Here is a 14,831-nt window from a genome sequence, read left to right as displayed (position 1 = left end):
AGCAGCCGCCGGCGAGGACGGCCGTCTCGGTGCCGGGGTTGCTGGTGATCGCGCCGGTGTCGGTGATGCCGCTGGTCATGACGGTTGCTCCTTCGTGCTGGTGGTCTCGTCACTGGGCACAACGCCTCCGGGACCGGATTTGGTCCCGCACCCCGAAAACGGCCCCTGTGACCGCTGTCCCAGCGACCCCGGGGCGCGGTACGGCGATCAGTTCAGACTTGGGGGCCGGCGCCGACGGCCGCTTCCTCCTACCCATCGAATGCTTCCGGGTCGCGCGGACCGTGCAAGGCGTGCGGTTCGAGTCCCTGCAGGACCGCAGCTCGGAAGGCCGCAAGATCATCCAGCGGCATTTCTTTGCGTCCCGAGTTCAGACGAGGTCGGCGTCGTGGGCCAGGAGGGCGATCTGGGTGCGGTTGTCGAGGCCGAGCTTGGTGAGGATGCTCGAGACGTGCGACTTGACGGTGGTGACGCTCATCAGGAGCGCGGTGGCGATCTCGGCGTTCGAGCGGCCGTTGGCGATCGCGACCGCCACGTCGTGCTCGCGCGGGGTCAGGGCCGCGAGGGCGGAGCGGGCGCGTTCGTAGGCATCGGTGTGGGTGACGGTGCGGTCCATGAGGCGGCGCATGACGCCGGGGGAAAGCATGGGGTTCCCGGCGGCGACGCGGGCCACGGCGGCGGCGATGTCGGCGGGCGGGGTGTCCTTGAGGAGGAAGCCGCTTGCGCCGGCGCGGAGCGCGTGGACGATGTGCTCGTCGGTGTCGAATGTGGTCAGGACGATGACCTCGGGCGCGTTCGGGAGGGACCGGAGCTGCCGGGTGGCGGTGATGCCGTCGACGTGCGGCATCTGGAGGTCCATGAGGACGACGTCGGGGGAGTGGGCGTCGGCGGCCGTGACGGCTTCGCGGCCGTCGCCCGCTTCGGCGACCACCGTGATGTCGCCGGTCCCGTCGAGCATCATGGACAACCCGGCGCGGACCAGGGCGTCGTCGTCGACGAGGAGCAAGCGGATCATGCGGGCCATGGTAGCCGGGCCCGCAAGCGGAATCGGCCGTCGCTTTGTTCGTGATCGAGTCGGCCGCCCGCGAGGCGGACCCGTTCGGTGAGCCCGACCAGGCCCAGGCCGCTGCCCGGGACGAGCGGGGCTTCGCGTTGCGCGGGAATCGGGTTCGCGAGTTCGATGACCAGTTCGGCGCCCGCCGAACCGGTCAGGGCGAGGTCGACGGGGTGGCCGGGAGCGTGCTTGCGGGCGTTCGTCAGGCCTTCTTGGAGGACTCGGAACGCGGTGCGGCCGAGGGCAGGCGGCAGGATCTCGACGGCGAGGTCGTTGCGGGCCTCGACTGCTTGGCCTGCGACCCTTGACTCGTCGATGAGTCGTTCCAGGTCCGCCGCGGTCACCGGTCCGCCTGCGGTGTCGTCTTCCTCGCGGAGCAGGCCGATCACCTGGCGGAGCTCGTCGAGGGCCCGGTGCACGCCGTCTCGGACGACTCCGGCGGCCATGGCTACCTTCTCGGGCGGGGCGTCGGGCCGGAATTCGAGTGCGCCCGCGTGCGTGGCGACCAGCGAGAGCCGGTTCGCGAGCACGTCGTGCATGTCGCGGGCGAGCGCCTGGCGCTCGGCAGCTCGGGCCTCGGCGACGCGGCGGCCCTGCTCGGCCTCGGCCCGCTCGGCCCGCTCATGCAGGGAGATGAGGAGCCTGCGGCGGGCGTTCGCGAGGGCGCCCCAACCGAGGAGCGCGGCGTAGACGGCGACGACGAGGATCGCCCACCAGTCGAAGCCGAGCGCCGGATTCGGGTGCCGCACCCATTGGAGGAGGTGCGCCGCGACCCCGGCGGCCGCCACGGCGGCGGCCGTGCGGAACCGTCCTCGCCAGGACGTCTGGAGCGCTCCGATGGTCGCCGCAGGAGTGGCGACCGGAGAGAGCACGGCCAGCGCTGTGGCCGCCAACGCTCCAGTGGCGGGCCGCCAGACCTGCGCGAACGCTGCCCCGACGCAGAGCACCGCGACCGCGAAGTCCAAGGGCCCCAGGTCGGTACGTGACCACAGCGACAGCGCGGTCAGCACGGACACGCCGCCGACGAGGGACGTCACTTCGGCGGGGCGGGGTTTTCGGCGTTCCACGGGCAGAATGCTAGTCGCGGACCGGCCCGGGCCGTCACCTCCGAAAGTAGGAGGCGGCCCCTTCCCCGGCAGGGGGAGGCGCGGCTCCGCGGCCGATGTGGGACCCCTTCGCCCCCAAGCAGACTGGTCGACATGAAACAGCGCACTCGCCGCCTCGGCACCGTTCTCGCCGCTCCCGTCGCCGCCTTGGTCCTCTGGGCCGCGGCCGCGATCGCCGACATCGACCTCACCGTCGACCAGGCCGGCACCCCGCTCACCGTGGGGCCCGTCTTGATCGTCCTCGCCTGCCTCATCGTCGGCTCCGCCGCCTGGGGGCTCCTCGCTGTTCTCGAGAGGTTCACTGCCCGAGCCGGTCTGATCTGGTCGATCATCGCCGCCGCGGTGCTCGCCTTCTCGCTGACTGGCCCTCTCGCCGCCGCCACGACCGCGGCGATGCTCGTCCTCATGGGCATGCACGTCGTCACCGGCGGCATCCTCGTCACCGGGCTGGTGCGGCGATGAACCTTCCCTGGGGTTACCTCATCGCCCTGCTCATCCTGTCGATCCCCGTGATCCGGCTGCCGCGTATGCCGTTCGCACTCGGCACTGCATGCTTCATCGCGAGCATCGCCATCCTCGAACTGCCGTTCCTCGCTTCGGCCGCCTTCGCGGCCAGCACCGCCCTCGCCCTCGCCGACGGCGACCTCGACTCGCCCATCACGCTCGTCGCGGCCGCGATCGCCATGGCCTGCCTGACCATCACGACCTGGCGCAGCCTGCGGGCCATGCCCGTCCTGATGCGCGCCATGGGGGACGTGCGCGTCTCACCGCGCCTGCCCTGGGCCCGCATCCTGCTGCGGCCGTTCAGGTTCAGGCCCCGTTCGATCGAGCGGGTCGCGAACCTCTCCTACGGCCCGCACGGCGTCCGCAACCTCCTCGACCTCTACCGCCACCGCTCCACGCCGGTCAACGCACCGGTCCTGATCCATTTCCACGGTGGCTACTACACGACCGGCCACAAGAACTCGCAGTCCCTGCCGCTGCTCCACCGCCTCGCCGAACAGGGCTGGGTCACCATCAGCGCCAACTACCGACTGGGCCACGAGGAGGGCTTCGAAGCCCACCTGATCGACGCCAAACGGGCCGTCGCCTGGGTCCGCGCCAACGCCCGCGAATGGGGCATGGACCCCGACCGTATCGTCCTCTCCGGCTCCTCGGCGGGCGCGCACATGTCGGCGCTGGCGGCGCTCACGTCCGGCCAGGCCCGGTTCCAGCCGGGCTTCGAGGACGCCGACACGTCCGTATCCGGGATCGTGGGCTTGGGCGGCTACTACGGCGCGTACTTCGATGGCGGCCCGGACGGCGACCCCCTCACCCACGCCAATGCCGATGCCCCGCCGTTCCTCATCGTCCACGGCAGCTACGACACCGTCGTACCGGTCGCAGGAGCCCGCCGCTTCGCCGAAGGGCTGCAAGCGGTCTCGACGCAGCGCGTGGCCTACGCCGAACTCCCCGGCGCACAGCACGGCTTCGACCTGTTCCACTCGCCGCGCTTCGAAGCCGTGATCAACGCGGTCGAGGCCTTCGCGACCAGGGCCGTCGACACAGCGAGGGAGGAGCGCTGAGACCTGGAGAAAACGGTGCCGGTTCCGATCATCACCGACAAGCGCTAAGTGAGATGCATTGTGACACAACAAATGTGAAGCACGGTTATGAACATCAATTCATTGGTCGACCGTTCAGGCCAGAGACGAAGTCCCCGGTCTGGGGCTTCGTCGTAGTCGGCTCTCGCTTGTAGTTCGCTTGTCTCGATATCCTGACTGCGACCTTTGGCGAGACGCGCGGATGCCGCATGGCCCGCTAGGCCCACGGCGAGTCGTCCCCTGAATCCCGAAGCCGCCTACGGAGTCATCGTGTCCTCGTCGATGCCTCGCCGCCGCGGTGGCCGCGGTACGCGAGCGGCGCAGACGAGAGCCATCATCGGCGAGGTCGAAAGCCAGCAGGCCATGATCGCCGGTCTCGAGGGGGGCGGTCGAGCAGATTCAGGCGGCCGTCGAAGCCCTCCGCTCAACCGGCAGCCGCGGCGGCGCCGCAACGAATGCGCCGTCGGCGTCGAGCATCTTGGCGGGGTCCGCTTCCTCGTCAGCGGTGCAAGCTGCTCCGGGCATGCTGATGTGACACTCCCGTGCCTCGTTCCCGACACGAACCGACATCCCGGTGGACGGCCAGCGGCGATCAAGGGCAAGGACACGAAGCAGCGCAGCTTGGGGAAGGAGAACGAGTCGGCTGAGGTCTTGGCCCGTGCGGGTTTCGACTCCTGGGAATCGAAGGCTTAGCGGAATGGCGATCGACTACGACCTGACGGTCTCGCCAGTGCTTACCGAGCAGGAAGCACTGGACTGCGTAGCGGACCACCTCGCCTGCGATCGTCGGTACAACGACCCGGATGCCGTCGCTCGCAGCAACGAGCTGCGCGTCGGGGCCCTCCGTGCAGCAACTGACCATGCCCTGGAGATGAGCGAACTGCTTGGTGGCGTCGCTGAGACGCTGAAGATCATCTTCCACCCGTCCAAGTTCTTGACCGAAGCGGCGGACGCCCGCGTATTCGCTGACATGGTGGGGACGGCGGTCCGCTTCTTCGAGGATTTCCCGGAGGCCAAGGGCACCTTCACCCTCCAAGGTGAAGAGAGCTTCGTGCAACGGCTCGTGTGGCGCTGAAAGGCTGGTCCGCCGTCAGTTGCGGGGTGGGGCGACCGACTCGCGCCATATGACCTTCTGCAGGTCGGGCTCGGGCTCAGGCGCGGGGAGGCCGCGGATCGCGGCGATCAGGCGGCGCATCGAGTAGTCGCCGAGCCGTCGCCGGTCCTGGGAGACCGTCGTCACTGACGGCATGAAGTGGAGGCTCAGCGGCATGTCGTCCCAGCCCGTGACGCTCACGTCCCCGGGAACCGACCATCCGCGGGTGACGGCGGCCCGGATGGCGCCGGCGGCGAGTACGTCGTTCGCGGCGATGATCGCCAGCGGGGGCGCGTCGTCCGCCAGCGCGGCGACGCATTGCCCCGCGTGGACGCCGCTCCAATTGCCGCCAACGACGCCGAGTGAGTCGAGGCCGAGGCGTTCGACGGTGGCGAGGTAGGCCTCGCGGCGGGCGACGGCCGACGGGAAGTCGGCGGATCCGGCGATGTGCAGGAACCGTCGGTGGCCGAGTTCAGCGAGGTGCTCCATGATCGCCACGAGGGGGCGCGCGTCGCTGAACGCGCCGGTCGCGTGCATCTCCTCGTCGAATTCGGTGAGCGCGAGGAAGGCGGGCGCCGCGGCCGGGAGCCGGGGGGCCGGCAGGGGCGAGAAGGAGAGCACGCCCTCGTATTCGAATGAGCCCAGCAGGGACTCGACCTCCTGGTCGGGGGAGTCGGAGAGGTTGACGACCTCGACCGAGTAGCCGACCTTGCGCGCGGCGGCCACCGCGCCTTCGAGGAGTGAGCCGAGGTTCAGCCCGGGGAAGGGGATGACGACCGCGACGCGTCCGGTCCGCTGGGTGCGCATGGAGCGGGCGGCGAGGTTGGGGCGGTAGTTGAGTTCGGCGGCCGCACGCATCACCTTCTCCTTGGTCGCGGTCGAGATTCCGTCGCGCCCGGTGAACACGAACGAGACGGTCGATTGCGAGACCCCCGCGAGTCGAGCGACGTCGTGGCTGGTCGGCCGTTTCCCCATACTGCGTCCTTCATCTTGAGAATCCCGCGCGGAGGTCTTGACCGAGCGGTTGCGCGGTGCTCATACTACCTACTACGTCTTAGTAATACGTAGTAGAAACGGTTGGGAACCATGCTCAGGATCGGCATCATCGGCACCGGCGGTATCGCCGGCGCGCATATCGCGGGGTACCTCGCGTTCCCTGACGAGTGCGCGGTCGTCGCGCTCGCCGACGTGGTGCCCGGCAAGGCGGCGGAGCGAGCCGCCGAGTTCGGGCTGGCGGACGCGGTCGGCTACGACGACCCCCTGCGGATGATCGCGGAGGCCCGTCTCGACCTGGTGAGCATCGCGACCCCGCCGTCGACGCACGCGGCGCTCGCGGTCGCCGCGCTCGACGCAGGCGCGCATGTGCTGGTGGAGAAGCCGATGGCGCCCTCGCTCGAGGAATGCGACGCGATGCTCGCGGCGCAGGAGCGCTCGGGGAAGCTGCTGTCGGTGGTGGCGCAGAACCGCTTCCGCGACGACCTCGCGGCCCTCAAGGCCGTCGTCGACTCGGGGGTCATCGGCTCCGTCTCGCACGTGCGGGTCGATTCGGCGTGGTGGCGGGGCCTGCCGTACTACGACCTGTGGTGGCGCGGCACCTGGGAGAAGGAGGGCGGCGGCTGCACCCTCAACCACGCGATCCACCACATCGACCTGCTGCTGTGGCTCATGGGGAGCCCGACCGAGATCACGGCGATGCTCGCGAACGCGCAGCACGACAACAGCGAGGTCGAGGACCTCTCCGTCGCGGTGTTCCGGTACGAGCGGGGCCTGGCGCAGCTGACGAGCTCGGTGGTGCACCACGGCGAGGAACAGGAAATCGTCGTCCAAGGTGAGAAGGCCCGGATCTCCCAGCCGTGGAAGGTCGCCGCCGAGCGATCCGGCGGCGGCGGGTTCCCCGAGCCGGGGGGCGACCCCGAAACGGTCGCCGCCGTCGAGGCGGTGGTCGCGCGGCACGAGCCGCTGCAGCACCACGGGCACCAAGGGCAGATCGGGGACCTCCTCGCCGCGATCCGCGACGGGCGGGCGCCGATCGCCGACGGGCGGGACGGCCGCGCGGCGATCGAGGTCGTCACCGCGATCTACAAGGCCGGCATCGAGCGCGAGTTCGTACAGCTGCCGCTGCGATCCGACGACCCGTACTACCGGGCCGGGCGGCTCGTCGAGCGCGCGCCGCGCTTCTACGAGAAGCAGCGGTCCCTTGCGGAGGCCGCGTCGTGAGTGCCGCATCGTTCCCCGGCGGCACCTCACTGTCCCATTTGGAGGTCTACGACGGCGCCGCGCCCGACGGTCTCTGCGGCGGCAGCCCTCACATGCACCTCGTCTCCACCGAGGCGTACGTCGTCACCGAGGGTCGCGGTGCGCTCCAGACGATCGACGGCAAGGGCTTCCAGGAGACGCCGCTCGAAGCGGGCTCGGTCGTGTGGTTCACGCCGGGCACGATCCATCGGGCCGTGAACCGCGGCGGCCTCAAGGTCGTGGTGCTCATGAGCAACGCGGGCCTGCCCGAAGCGGGTGACGCCGTCATGACCTTCCCGGCCGAGATCGTCGCCGACCCCGACGCGTACGCCGAAACCGCCGCTCTGGGCGATTCGTACGGTCGTGCCGAGCGCGCGGCCCGGCGCCGCGACCTCGCCGTCACCGGCTTCGAGAGACTGCGCGACGCGGTCGCGGCGGGGGACCGGAGACCCCTTGAGGCGTTCTACGCTGCGGCGGGCGCGCTCGTCGCCGGCCGCGCCTCCGACTGGGACCGTCTCGTACGCGAACGCCCCCTCGCGCAGGCCGAGCGATCGCTCGCGCTGACCCGGGCGGTCGCCGACGGCGACCTCGCGCACCTCGCCGAAGCCCGCGTGCAGCAGGCGATCCCCTCCGAAGGCGAACGCCGATTCGGCATGTGCGGGCGCCTGCGCACCTACGACGTCACCGATGACAAGGAGTCCCAGTGAGCCACCCGTACACGTTCGACCCCCTCCCGCAGCCTGTCGTCGAACCGGGCGAGTTCGCCTTCGCGGCAGTCGGCCTCGACCACGGCCACATCTACGGCATGACCGAGGGTCTCATCGGCGCCGGCGCCACCGTCACCCACGTGTACGATCGCGACCCCGAGAAGGCCGCGCAGTTCGCGGCGAAGTACCCGACCGCGCGCGTCGCCTCCTCCGAGCAGGAGATCCTCGACGACCCCGAGGTGCGCCTCGTCGCCTCGGCCGCGATCCCCTCCGAGCGGGCCCCGATCGGCTTGCGCGCCATCGAAGCCGGCAAGGACGCCTTCGTCGACAAAGCGCCGCTCACCACTTTCGAGCAGCTCAAGGCCGTGCGCGAGGCGACCGGGCGCACCGGGCGCAAGTACGCGGTCTACTACGGCGAGCGCATCCACACCGAGGCCGCGATCCTCGCCGGCCAACTCGTCGAGCGCGGTGCGATCGGCAAGGTCCTGCAGGTCGTATGCTTCGGCCCGCACCGCATCGGCGGCGGCCGGCCCGACTGGTTCTACGACCCCGCCCAGTACGGCGGCATCCTCTGCGACATCGGCAGCCACAACTTCGAGCAGATGCTGTACTACTCGGGCGCGACCGACGGGCGCGTCTCCACCGCGACCGTCGCGAACTACGCCCACTCCGAGACCCCCGGCCTGCAGGACTTCGGCGACGCCCACGTCATCCTCGACAACGGCGCTACCGGGTACGTGCGCGTCGACTGGTTCACTCCCGAAGGCCTCGGAGTCTTCGGCGACGGCCGCACCCTCCTGCTCGGCACCGAAGGCTACATCGAGCAGCGCAAATACATCGACATCGGCACTGACAACGGCTCCGGCCAAGTGCTCCTGGTGAATCAGGACGGCCAGTACCGGTTCAACGCCAACGGCATGACCGGCTTCCCCTACTTCGGGCGGCTCATCCGTGACTGCATCGACGGCACCGAGACCGCCATGACTCAGGAGCACGCGCTCAAAGCAGCCGAACTCAGCCTCCGCGCCCAAGCCGACGCCGTCGTCGTCGCGCCGTAAGGAGCGACGAAAGACCACAACGATGTGGAGAACCCCCATGACCCAATCCATCGCAGCGCAACCCCTCCCGACGACGACTGAAAGCCCTCCGGCGCCGCGCCGCCCGCCGCGCGCCAAGCAGACCTGGCGCCGCGCCATCGCCCGCGATTGGCGGCTGTACTCGTTCCTGGTCGTGCCGTTGGTGTTCCTGCTGGTGTTCAAGTACCTTCCCATGCTCGGCAACGTGATCGCCTTCCGGCGGTTCCGGCCCGGCGGGTCGATCTTCGGCGACGAGTGGGTGGGCTTCTACTACTTCCAGGCCTTCATCACGAACCAGCAGTTCTGGAACGTCTTCTGGAACACGGCGATCCTCGGAGGCATCACCCTCCTGGTCACCTTCCCGCTGCCGATCATCCTCGCGCTCATGCTCAACGAGCTGCGGTCGCACCGCTTCAAGCGGATCGTGCAGACGATCTCCTATCTGCCCCACTTCATGTCGATCGTGATCGTCGCCGGACTCGTCCTCCAACTCACGGCGCTCAACGGCACGGTGAACCAGGTCGCCGAAGCCTTCGGCGCCGACCCGGTGCCGTTCATGCAGCGACCGGAGTGGTTCCGTGCGATCTACGTGTCCTCAGAGGTCTGGCAGACCGTCGGCTGGGGCACCATCCTGTACCTCGCCGCGCTCACGACCATCGACGACCAGCTCTACGAAGCGGCGCGCGTCGACGGCGCGAACCGCTGGCGGCAGACGTGGCACATCACGCTGCCCGGCATCCGGCCGACGATGATGGTGCTCCTCATCCTGAACATCGGCACGTTCATGTCCGTGGGCTTCGAAAAGGTGCTGCTGCTGCAGAACCCGCTCGTCTACTCGACCGGCGACGTCATCGCGACCTACCTCTACCGCGTCGGCATCCAGTCGGCCCAGTTCTCGTACGGCACCGCGATCGGGCTCTTCGAGGCTGTCATCGGACTCGTCCTGGTCCTGTTCGCCAACGGCCTCTCCCGTCGAATGGTTGGAACCTCGCTATGGTGACCGAACAACCGACCCGCAAACCGGACATCGCCCATGTCCGCAAGGAGACCGGCGTCATCCGCGAGTCCGCGGGCTACCGCGTCTTCCGGGTCGTCAACGCGATCGCGCTCGTCCTCGTGTGCGCCGTGACCCTGTACCCGTTCGTGAACCTCGTCGCGAAGGCGTTCTCGTCGGAGGGCTACATCGCCGCCGGAGAGGTGAACCTCGTCCCTCGCGGGTTCAACCTCGAGACCTTCCGGGTCGTGCTCGGCGACGAGCTGTTCTGGACGAACTACGGGAACACGCTGATCTACACCGTGGTCGGCACGGTCATCGCCATGGCGATCACCTCGACTTACGCCTACGCGCTGAGCAAGCCGCACCTGAAGGGCCGCTCCTTCTTCGTGGGCATCGCAGTGTTCACGATGTTCTTCGGCGGCGGGCTCATCCCGAACTACATCCTCGTCGCCAACTACCTCGGCTGGCGCAACAGCATCTGGGCGGTCGTCGTGCCGGGCGCGCTGAGCGTCTTCAACCTGCTCGTGATGAAGGCGTTCTTCGAGAACTTCCCCACCGAACTCGAAGAAGCGGCGGCGATCGACGGCCTGTCGACCTACGGCGTCTTCTTCCGCATCGTCCTGCCGCTGTCCAAGGCGGTGCTGGCGACCATGACGCTGTTCTACGCGGTCGGCCTCTGGAACGCCTGGTTCGCCGCGTTCCTCTACATGGACGACAAGTCGCTCTTCCCGGTGACGGTCTACCTGCGCAATCTCATCGCCGCCGCGACCGGGGCTCCCGAGGCCGCCGACGGCGGCGAGGCGGTCCAAGTCGCCTCCAACATCCAAGCCGTGACGATGCTCCTCACCGTCCTGCCCATCGTCTGCCTTTACCCGTTCATTCAGCGCTACTTCGTCTCGGGCGTCATGCTCGGGTCGGTGAAGGGCTGACGACCCCTCGAACGTCGCACGACGTTCACGATTAGGAGAGCACCATGCCCATCACCCGCAGAACCCTCGTCGGACTCGCCGGCCTCGCCGCGGCCGAAGTCGCCCTCGCCGGATGCACCGACGGCCCCTCCGGCGATGGCGCCGGCGACGAGCCGATCACCATCGACGACGCGCACGCCGTCGGCGCCATGGACGACTACGCCGTCGGCACCACCTTCAAAGCCACCGAACCGGTCGAGTTCTCGCTCATGTACCGCGACCACACCAACTACCCCGTCCAAGACGACTGGTCGGTCTTCCGCCACTTCAAGGACGACCACAACGTCACCTTCAACCGCACCGACATCCCCATGGCCGACTTCGAGCAGAAGCGATCCCTGCTTATCGGCAGCGGCGAAGCCAGCGACATCATCTCGGTCACCTACGGCGGCAGCGAAACCCAGTTCATCACCGGCGGAGCGATCCTCCCGGTCTCCAGCTACTTCCATTACATGCCGCACTTCCAGCAGAAGATCGAGGCATGGGGCCTGCAGGCCGAGCTCGACAACAAACGCCAGGCCGACGGCCGCATCTACCACCTCCCCGGCGTCCGGGAAGTCCCCGACGTGCAGTACTCCGTGGCGATCCGCGAAGACATGTGGGAGAAGGCCGGCATCACGGCCGACCCCGCCACCTGGGACGAGTTCAAGGAGCAGCTCCAACTGGTGCAGGCGGCCAACCCCGAGATCGACTTCGCGATGTCCGACCGCTGGACCGACGACAAGCCCCTCGGCAACCTGCTCAGCATCGTCGCCGTCAACTACGGCACCACCGCCGGGTGGGGCTACGCCAACACCTACTACGACCACGACGCCGCGACGTACGTCTTCAACGGGACCACCGACGGGTACCGGGCGGTCGTCGACTACGCCGCGAGCCTCGTCGAGGAGGGCCTGCTCGACCCCGAGATCACCCAGAACGACGACCAGGCGATCCAGAAGTTCATCTCGGGCAAGTCCGCGGCGATCTCCGGCAACACGCAGACCCTCGTCGAGTACCGCACCAAGTTCGCCGACGCCGGCAAGGGCGACGTCCCCATCCGGCTGATCTCCCTCCCCGCCGGCCCGAACGGATCGATGCTCCCCGCCGGGCGCTTCACCTCCGGGATCCTGATCGGCGCCAAAGCCGCCGAACAGCCGTACTTCAAAGCGCTCCTGCAGTTCGTCGACTGGCTGTACTACTCCGACGAAGGCCTCGAGTTCGCCCAGTGGGGCGTCGAAGGCGAGACGTTCACCCGCGGCGCCGACGGCACCCGCGCCCTCAACGAGGACATCGCGTGGAGCTCGATCAACGCGGGCGCGCCGAAGCTGCTCAACGCCGACTACGGCTATAGCAACGGCGTCTTCCTGCTCGCGAACGGCTCGTCGAAGGACCTCGTCCTCTCCATGATGACCGAGGAGATCGCGGACTGGACCGAACGGCAGCTCGACGGCAAGGAGCAGCTTCCCGTCGCCCCCGCGGCCATGCTCGACGAGATCGAGCTCGAGCAGACCTCCTTGCTCCAGACCCAGCTCACCGACGCCGTGCAGGCCGCGACGGCCGCGTTCATCACCGGCCAGCGCTCCACCGATGAATGGGACGCCTACGTCACCGAGGCCGAGGGACTCGGGGCCGGCCAGCTCATCGACACCATCAACACCGCGCTCGAGCGCACCCAGGGCTGAACCGCCCCTCCGCGACCCCTGAGAAAGCGAGAACCAATGGCAGAGTCGCCATCCCGCAACCCGATCCACCGCCGCGCCCTCCTCGCGGGCGGCGTCGGCGCACCGTTCGCCGCCGGACTGGCCGCAGCGGCCCACGCCGAGGCGGACACCGCCCGCCCGCGGGCCGTCGTCATCGAACCGAACCACCGCCACCAGGTCATCCGCGGATTCGGCGGCATGACCCACGCGAGCTGGATCGGCGAGCTGACCCCGTCGCAATGCGACACCGCCTTCGGCAACGACACCGAGGACCTCGGCTTCACGATCCTGCGCATCCCCGTGCCCGAAGACCGCGCGAACTGGTCGATCGACCTCGCCACCGCGCAGGCCGCGTCCGCCAAGGGCGCGCTCGTCTTCGCCTCGCCGTGGAACCCGCCCGAAGACCTCGTCGAACTGTTCGAACGCTTCGACGAGGCGCCCAACGGCAGCCAGTACGAGGCGGAGACCGCCGCGCTCGTCGACGCGCACATCGCCACCGACACCCCCGGCTACCAAGGGGAAGGCTACGCGCACTTCGACGCCGCCTCCGGCGCGAGCGTCCAGTTCTCCGAGGTCTTCATCGGCTCGACCGGCACCAAGAACCTCGCCTTCCGCTACTCGGCCCCCGCCGGCGACGTGCATGTCGACGTCCACGTGGCGGGCGTCCTCGTCGCCGAGGACTTCCGATTCCCCGGAACCGCGGCCGGCGAATGGACCTGGGAGTCGGTCCAAGCCGACATGACTCCCGGCAAATGGCCCGTGAAAGTCACCACGACCGGGGAAGGCGGACCGGAACTCGACTTCCTCATGGCCGCTCCCTACACCCCGCCCACGGAGGCCCGCCGCCTGCGCCACGACGCCTACGGCGACTACGCCGACCACCTCAACGACTTCGTCGTCCACATGCGCGACAACGGTGTCGACCTCTACGGGATCTCCGTCCAGAACGAGCCCGACTACGCCCACGACTGGACCTGGTGGACCGCGGAGGAGATGAACCGCTTCCTCCGCGACTTCGCCGACCGCATCGACTGCCGCGTCATCGCACCGGAGTCCTTCCAATACGTCAAATCGGCCTCCGACCCGATCCTCGAGGACGGCGCCGCTCTCGGCAACGTCGACATCCTCGGGGCGCACCTCTACGGCACTCCGTACGCGGACTTCCCTTACCCGCTTTTCGAAGACGCGGGCGAGGGCAAGGAGCTGTGGATGACCGAGGTCTACCACCCCAACAGCTCGAGCTCGGCGAACCTCTGGCCTGAGGCGCTCGACGTCGCCGAACACGTTCACCACGCCCTCGCCGACGCCGAGTTCCAGGCCTATGTCTGGTGGTATATCCGCCGCTTCTACGGGCCCCTCCTCGAAGACGACACCATCAGCAAGCGCGGCCGCATGCTCGCGCACTACGCGAAGTTCATCCGCCCCGGGCACGTGCGCGTCGAAGCCCACAAGGAACCGCAGCCCGGCCTTCTCACCTCCGCCTACACCGGCGGCGACGGCACCCTCGTCCTCGTCGCCGTCAACACCGCCACGGCCACCGCCGACCAGGCCTTCACCGTGCAGGGCCGCCGCGTCCGCAGCGCCCGACCCTGGCTCACCGACGCCACCCGCGACCTCGAGCCCCAGTCCGCCATCCCCGGCCAAGGCAACGCCTTCACCTCCACGCTCCCGCCCGAAAGCGTGACGACCTTCGTCATCACTACCGGGGCGCCCCGCTGAAACGCGGGACGCACCCCTTAACAAGGAGACCAGAACGGCCCACGGCGATTCGTGGGTTCTGGGAGTCGTTGCAACACCTTGGTACACAAGGGATTGCGATGGATTTCGAGATCCGTGACGACCGGTGCAAGCCGCAAGGCGCGATGAAGCTGACTCGTGAGCGGGACGCATACTTTCAGCTCATGGAGCAGGGATACGGCAACACGGCCGCGTGCCGGATCGTCGGTGTCGACCGGCGGACCGGCTCGACATGGCGGTACGGGTCGCACGCGAGCCGGAACCGGAAGGCGCCGCCCGCCGACAGGCGGGCGGCGCCTTCGGGCGCAACCGGGGACCTCCCCGCAGCGGGATCAGGTGGCGTAGGACCGCGCCTGGAGCCGCCCGAGCGCCGTCCGCCGCGACGAGGTCGCGGTGGGGGCCGAATTCTAGAAGCGGCCGAAGCGCCATGCACCCTGGCTTCTCTGACTCGGCGCAGAAGCCGTGGTTGGCATCGGCGATCTCCTCGGAGTTGACGTGGCCGCCGCCGTTGGCATGGCCCTGCGCGAGAGTTCCAGACTCGCCGTGCACTGGCGGACACCGCAGTCGCGCTGTTCGAGCGTGGCCGCGAAGCGGCG

At 68.8% G+C, this 14,831-nt stretch carries 13 protein-coding genes and 1 pseudogene; 10 read left to right on the top strand and 4 right to left on the bottom strand.

Annotated elements, in window-relative coordinates; translation table 11 throughout:
* The 3 genes and pseudogenes from AB0K52_RS24945 to AB0K52_RS24935 form a co-directional block, all read right to left on the bottom strand.
* Window positions 1-79 (bottom strand): annotated as a pseudogene (locus tag AB0K52_RS24945) (peptide-methionine (S)-S-oxide reductase); the annotation flags it as partial.
* A 288-nt stretch (window positions 80-367) separates the two neighbouring features.
* Window positions 368-1,021 carry a response regulator transcription factor gene (locus AB0K52_RS24940; protein ID WP_363537010.1) on the bottom strand — a complete coding sequence of 218 codons (654 nt, stop codon included), beginning with the start codon at window positions 1,019-1,021 and terminating at the stop codon, window positions 368-370.
* Entirely contained in the window at window positions 1,009-2,118 is a 1,110-nt protein-coding gene (locus tag AB0K52_RS24935) for a histidine kinase (protein ID WP_363537007.1), read from the bottom strand. The genes AB0K52_RS24940 and AB0K52_RS24935 overlap by 13 nt, the downstream gene beginning before the upstream one ends.
* A 132-nt stretch (window positions 2,119-2,250) precedes the next feature.
* Here AB0K52_RS24935 and AB0K52_RS24930 point away from each other — a divergent pair, with 132 nt between their 5' ends.
* From AB0K52_RS24930 to AB0K52_RS24920, 3 genes are all read left to right on the top strand, one after another.
* A complete protein-coding gene (locus AB0K52_RS24930; RefSeq protein WP_363537004.1) occupies window positions 2,251-2,619 on the top strand; it encodes a DUF6069 family protein in 369 nt (122 codons plus the stop codon).
* The gene (locus AB0K52_RS24925) at window positions 2,616-3,722 is read left to right on the top strand and encodes an alpha/beta hydrolase (protein WP_363537001.1); all 1,107 of its coding nucleotides are present in this window, start codon (window positions 2,616-2,618) and stop codon (window positions 3,720-3,722) included. The genes AB0K52_RS24930 and AB0K52_RS24925 overlap by 4 nt, the downstream gene beginning before the upstream one ends.
* A gap of 715 nt (window positions 3,723-4,437) precedes the next feature.
* A complete protein-coding gene (locus tag AB0K52_RS24920; RefSeq protein WP_363536998.1) occupies window positions 4,438-4,815 on the top strand; it encodes a SitI3 family protein in 378 nt (125 codons plus the stop codon).
* Between the two features lie 15 nt (window positions 4,816-4,830).
* Here AB0K52_RS24920 and AB0K52_RS24915 read toward each other — a convergent pair whose 3' ends face one another.
* The gene (locus AB0K52_RS24915) at window positions 4,831-5,808 is read right to left on the bottom strand and encodes a LacI family DNA-binding transcriptional regulator (protein WP_363536996.1); all 978 of its coding nucleotides are present in this window, start codon (window positions 5,806-5,808) and stop codon (window positions 4,831-4,833) included.
* A gap of 111 nt (window positions 5,809-5,919) precedes the next feature.
* Between AB0K52_RS24915 and AB0K52_RS24910 the strand changes: the two genes are divergently transcribed.
* Genes AB0K52_RS24910 through AB0K52_RS24880 form a run of 7 tightly spaced genes read left to right on the top strand, consistent with a single transcriptional unit; the run spans window position 5,920 to window position 14,217 of the window.
* Complete coding sequence (locus AB0K52_RS24910; protein ID WP_363536993.1) at window positions 5,920-7,050, top strand: Gfo/Idh/MocA family oxidoreductase; 1,131 nt, start codon at window positions 5,920-5,922, stop codon at window positions 7,048-7,050.
* Complete coding sequence (locus AB0K52_RS24905) at window positions 7,047-7,775, top strand: cupin domain-containing protein (RefSeq protein WP_363536990.1); 729 nt, start codon at window positions 7,047-7,049, stop codon at window positions 7,773-7,775. The genes AB0K52_RS24910 and AB0K52_RS24905 overlap by 4 nt, the downstream gene beginning before the upstream one ends.
* Window positions 7,772-8,833: a Gfo/Idh/MocA family oxidoreductase gene (locus AB0K52_RS24900; protein WP_363536988.1), complete on the top strand. Its 1,062-nt coding sequence runs from the start codon at window positions 7,772-7,774 to the stop codon at window positions 8,831-8,833. The genes AB0K52_RS24905 and AB0K52_RS24900 overlap by 4 nt, the downstream gene beginning before the upstream one ends.
* A gap of 37 nt (window positions 8,834-8,870) precedes the next feature.
* Window positions 8,871-9,851 (top strand): ABC transporter permease subunit, encoded by a 981-nt coding sequence (locus tag AB0K52_RS24895; RefSeq protein WP_363536985.1) that lies wholly within the window; start codon window positions 8,871-8,873, stop codon window positions 9,849-9,851.
* A complete protein-coding gene (locus AB0K52_RS24890; RefSeq protein ID WP_363536982.1) occupies window positions 9,845-10,777 on the top strand; it encodes a carbohydrate ABC transporter permease in 933 nt (310 codons plus the stop codon). The genes AB0K52_RS24895 and AB0K52_RS24890 overlap by 7 nt, the downstream gene beginning before the upstream one ends.
* A gap of 44 nt (window positions 10,778-10,821) precedes the next feature.
* Window positions 10,822-12,480 carry a sugar ABC transporter substrate-binding protein gene (locus AB0K52_RS24885; RefSeq protein ID WP_363536979.1) on the top strand — a complete coding sequence of 553 codons (1,659 nt, stop codon included), beginning with the start codon at window positions 10,822-10,824 and terminating at the stop codon, window positions 12,478-12,480.
* 36 nt (window positions 12,481-12,516) lie between these two features.
* A complete protein-coding gene (locus tag AB0K52_RS24880) occupies window positions 12,517-14,217 on the top strand; it encodes a glycoside hydrolase family 30 beta sandwich domain-containing protein (RefSeq protein WP_363536976.1) in 1,701 nt (566 codons plus the stop codon).
* Window positions 14,218-14,831: the final 614 nt, after the last annotated feature.

Source organism: Glycomyces sp. NPDC049804 (genome assembly GCF_040674615.1).
Taxonomy (GTDB): Bacteria; Actinomycetota; Actinomycetes; order Mycobacteriales; family Micromonosporaceae; genus Glycomyces; species Glycomyces niveus.
This window is presented reverse-complemented; position numbering and strand designations above follow the sequence as displayed.

Coding starts and splice junctions, on each gene's coding strand:
- AB0K52_RS24910 (WP_363536993.1), top strand. CDS start 5,920: ATGCTCAGGATCGGCATCATCGGCACCGGCGGTATCGCCGGCGCGCAT.
- AB0K52_RS24920 (WP_363536998.1), top strand. CDS start 4,438: ATGGCGATCGACTACGACCTGACGGTCTCGCCAGTGCTTACCGAGCAG.
- AB0K52_RS24940 (WP_363537010.1), bottom strand. CDS start 1,021: ATGGCCCGCATGATCCGCTTGCTCCTCGTCGACGACGACGCCCTGGTC.
- AB0K52_RS24885 (WP_363536979.1), top strand. CDS start 10,822: ATGCCCATCACCCGCAGAACCCTCGTCGGACTCGCCGGCCTCGCCGCG.
- AB0K52_RS24915 (WP_363536996.1), bottom strand. CDS start 5,808: ATGGGGAAACGGCCGACCAGCCACGACGTCGCTCGACTCGCGGGGGTC.
- AB0K52_RS24895 (WP_363536985.1), top strand. CDS start 8,871: ATGACCCAATCCATCGCAGCGCAACCCCTCCCGACGACGACTGAAAGC.
- AB0K52_RS24890 (WP_363536982.1), top strand. CDS start 9,845: ATGGTGACCGAACAACCGACCCGCAAACCGGACATCGCCCATGTCCGC.
- AB0K52_RS24930 (WP_363537004.1), top strand. CDS start 2,251: ATGAAACAGCGCACTCGCCGCCTCGGCACCGTTCTCGCCGCTCCCGTC.
- AB0K52_RS24925 (WP_363537001.1), top strand. CDS start 2,616: ATGAACCTTCCCTGGGGTTACCTCATCGCCCTGCTCATCCTGTCGATC.
- AB0K52_RS24880 (WP_363536976.1), top strand. CDS start 12,517: ATGGCAGAGTCGCCATCCCGCAACCCGATCCACCGCCGCGCCCTCCTC.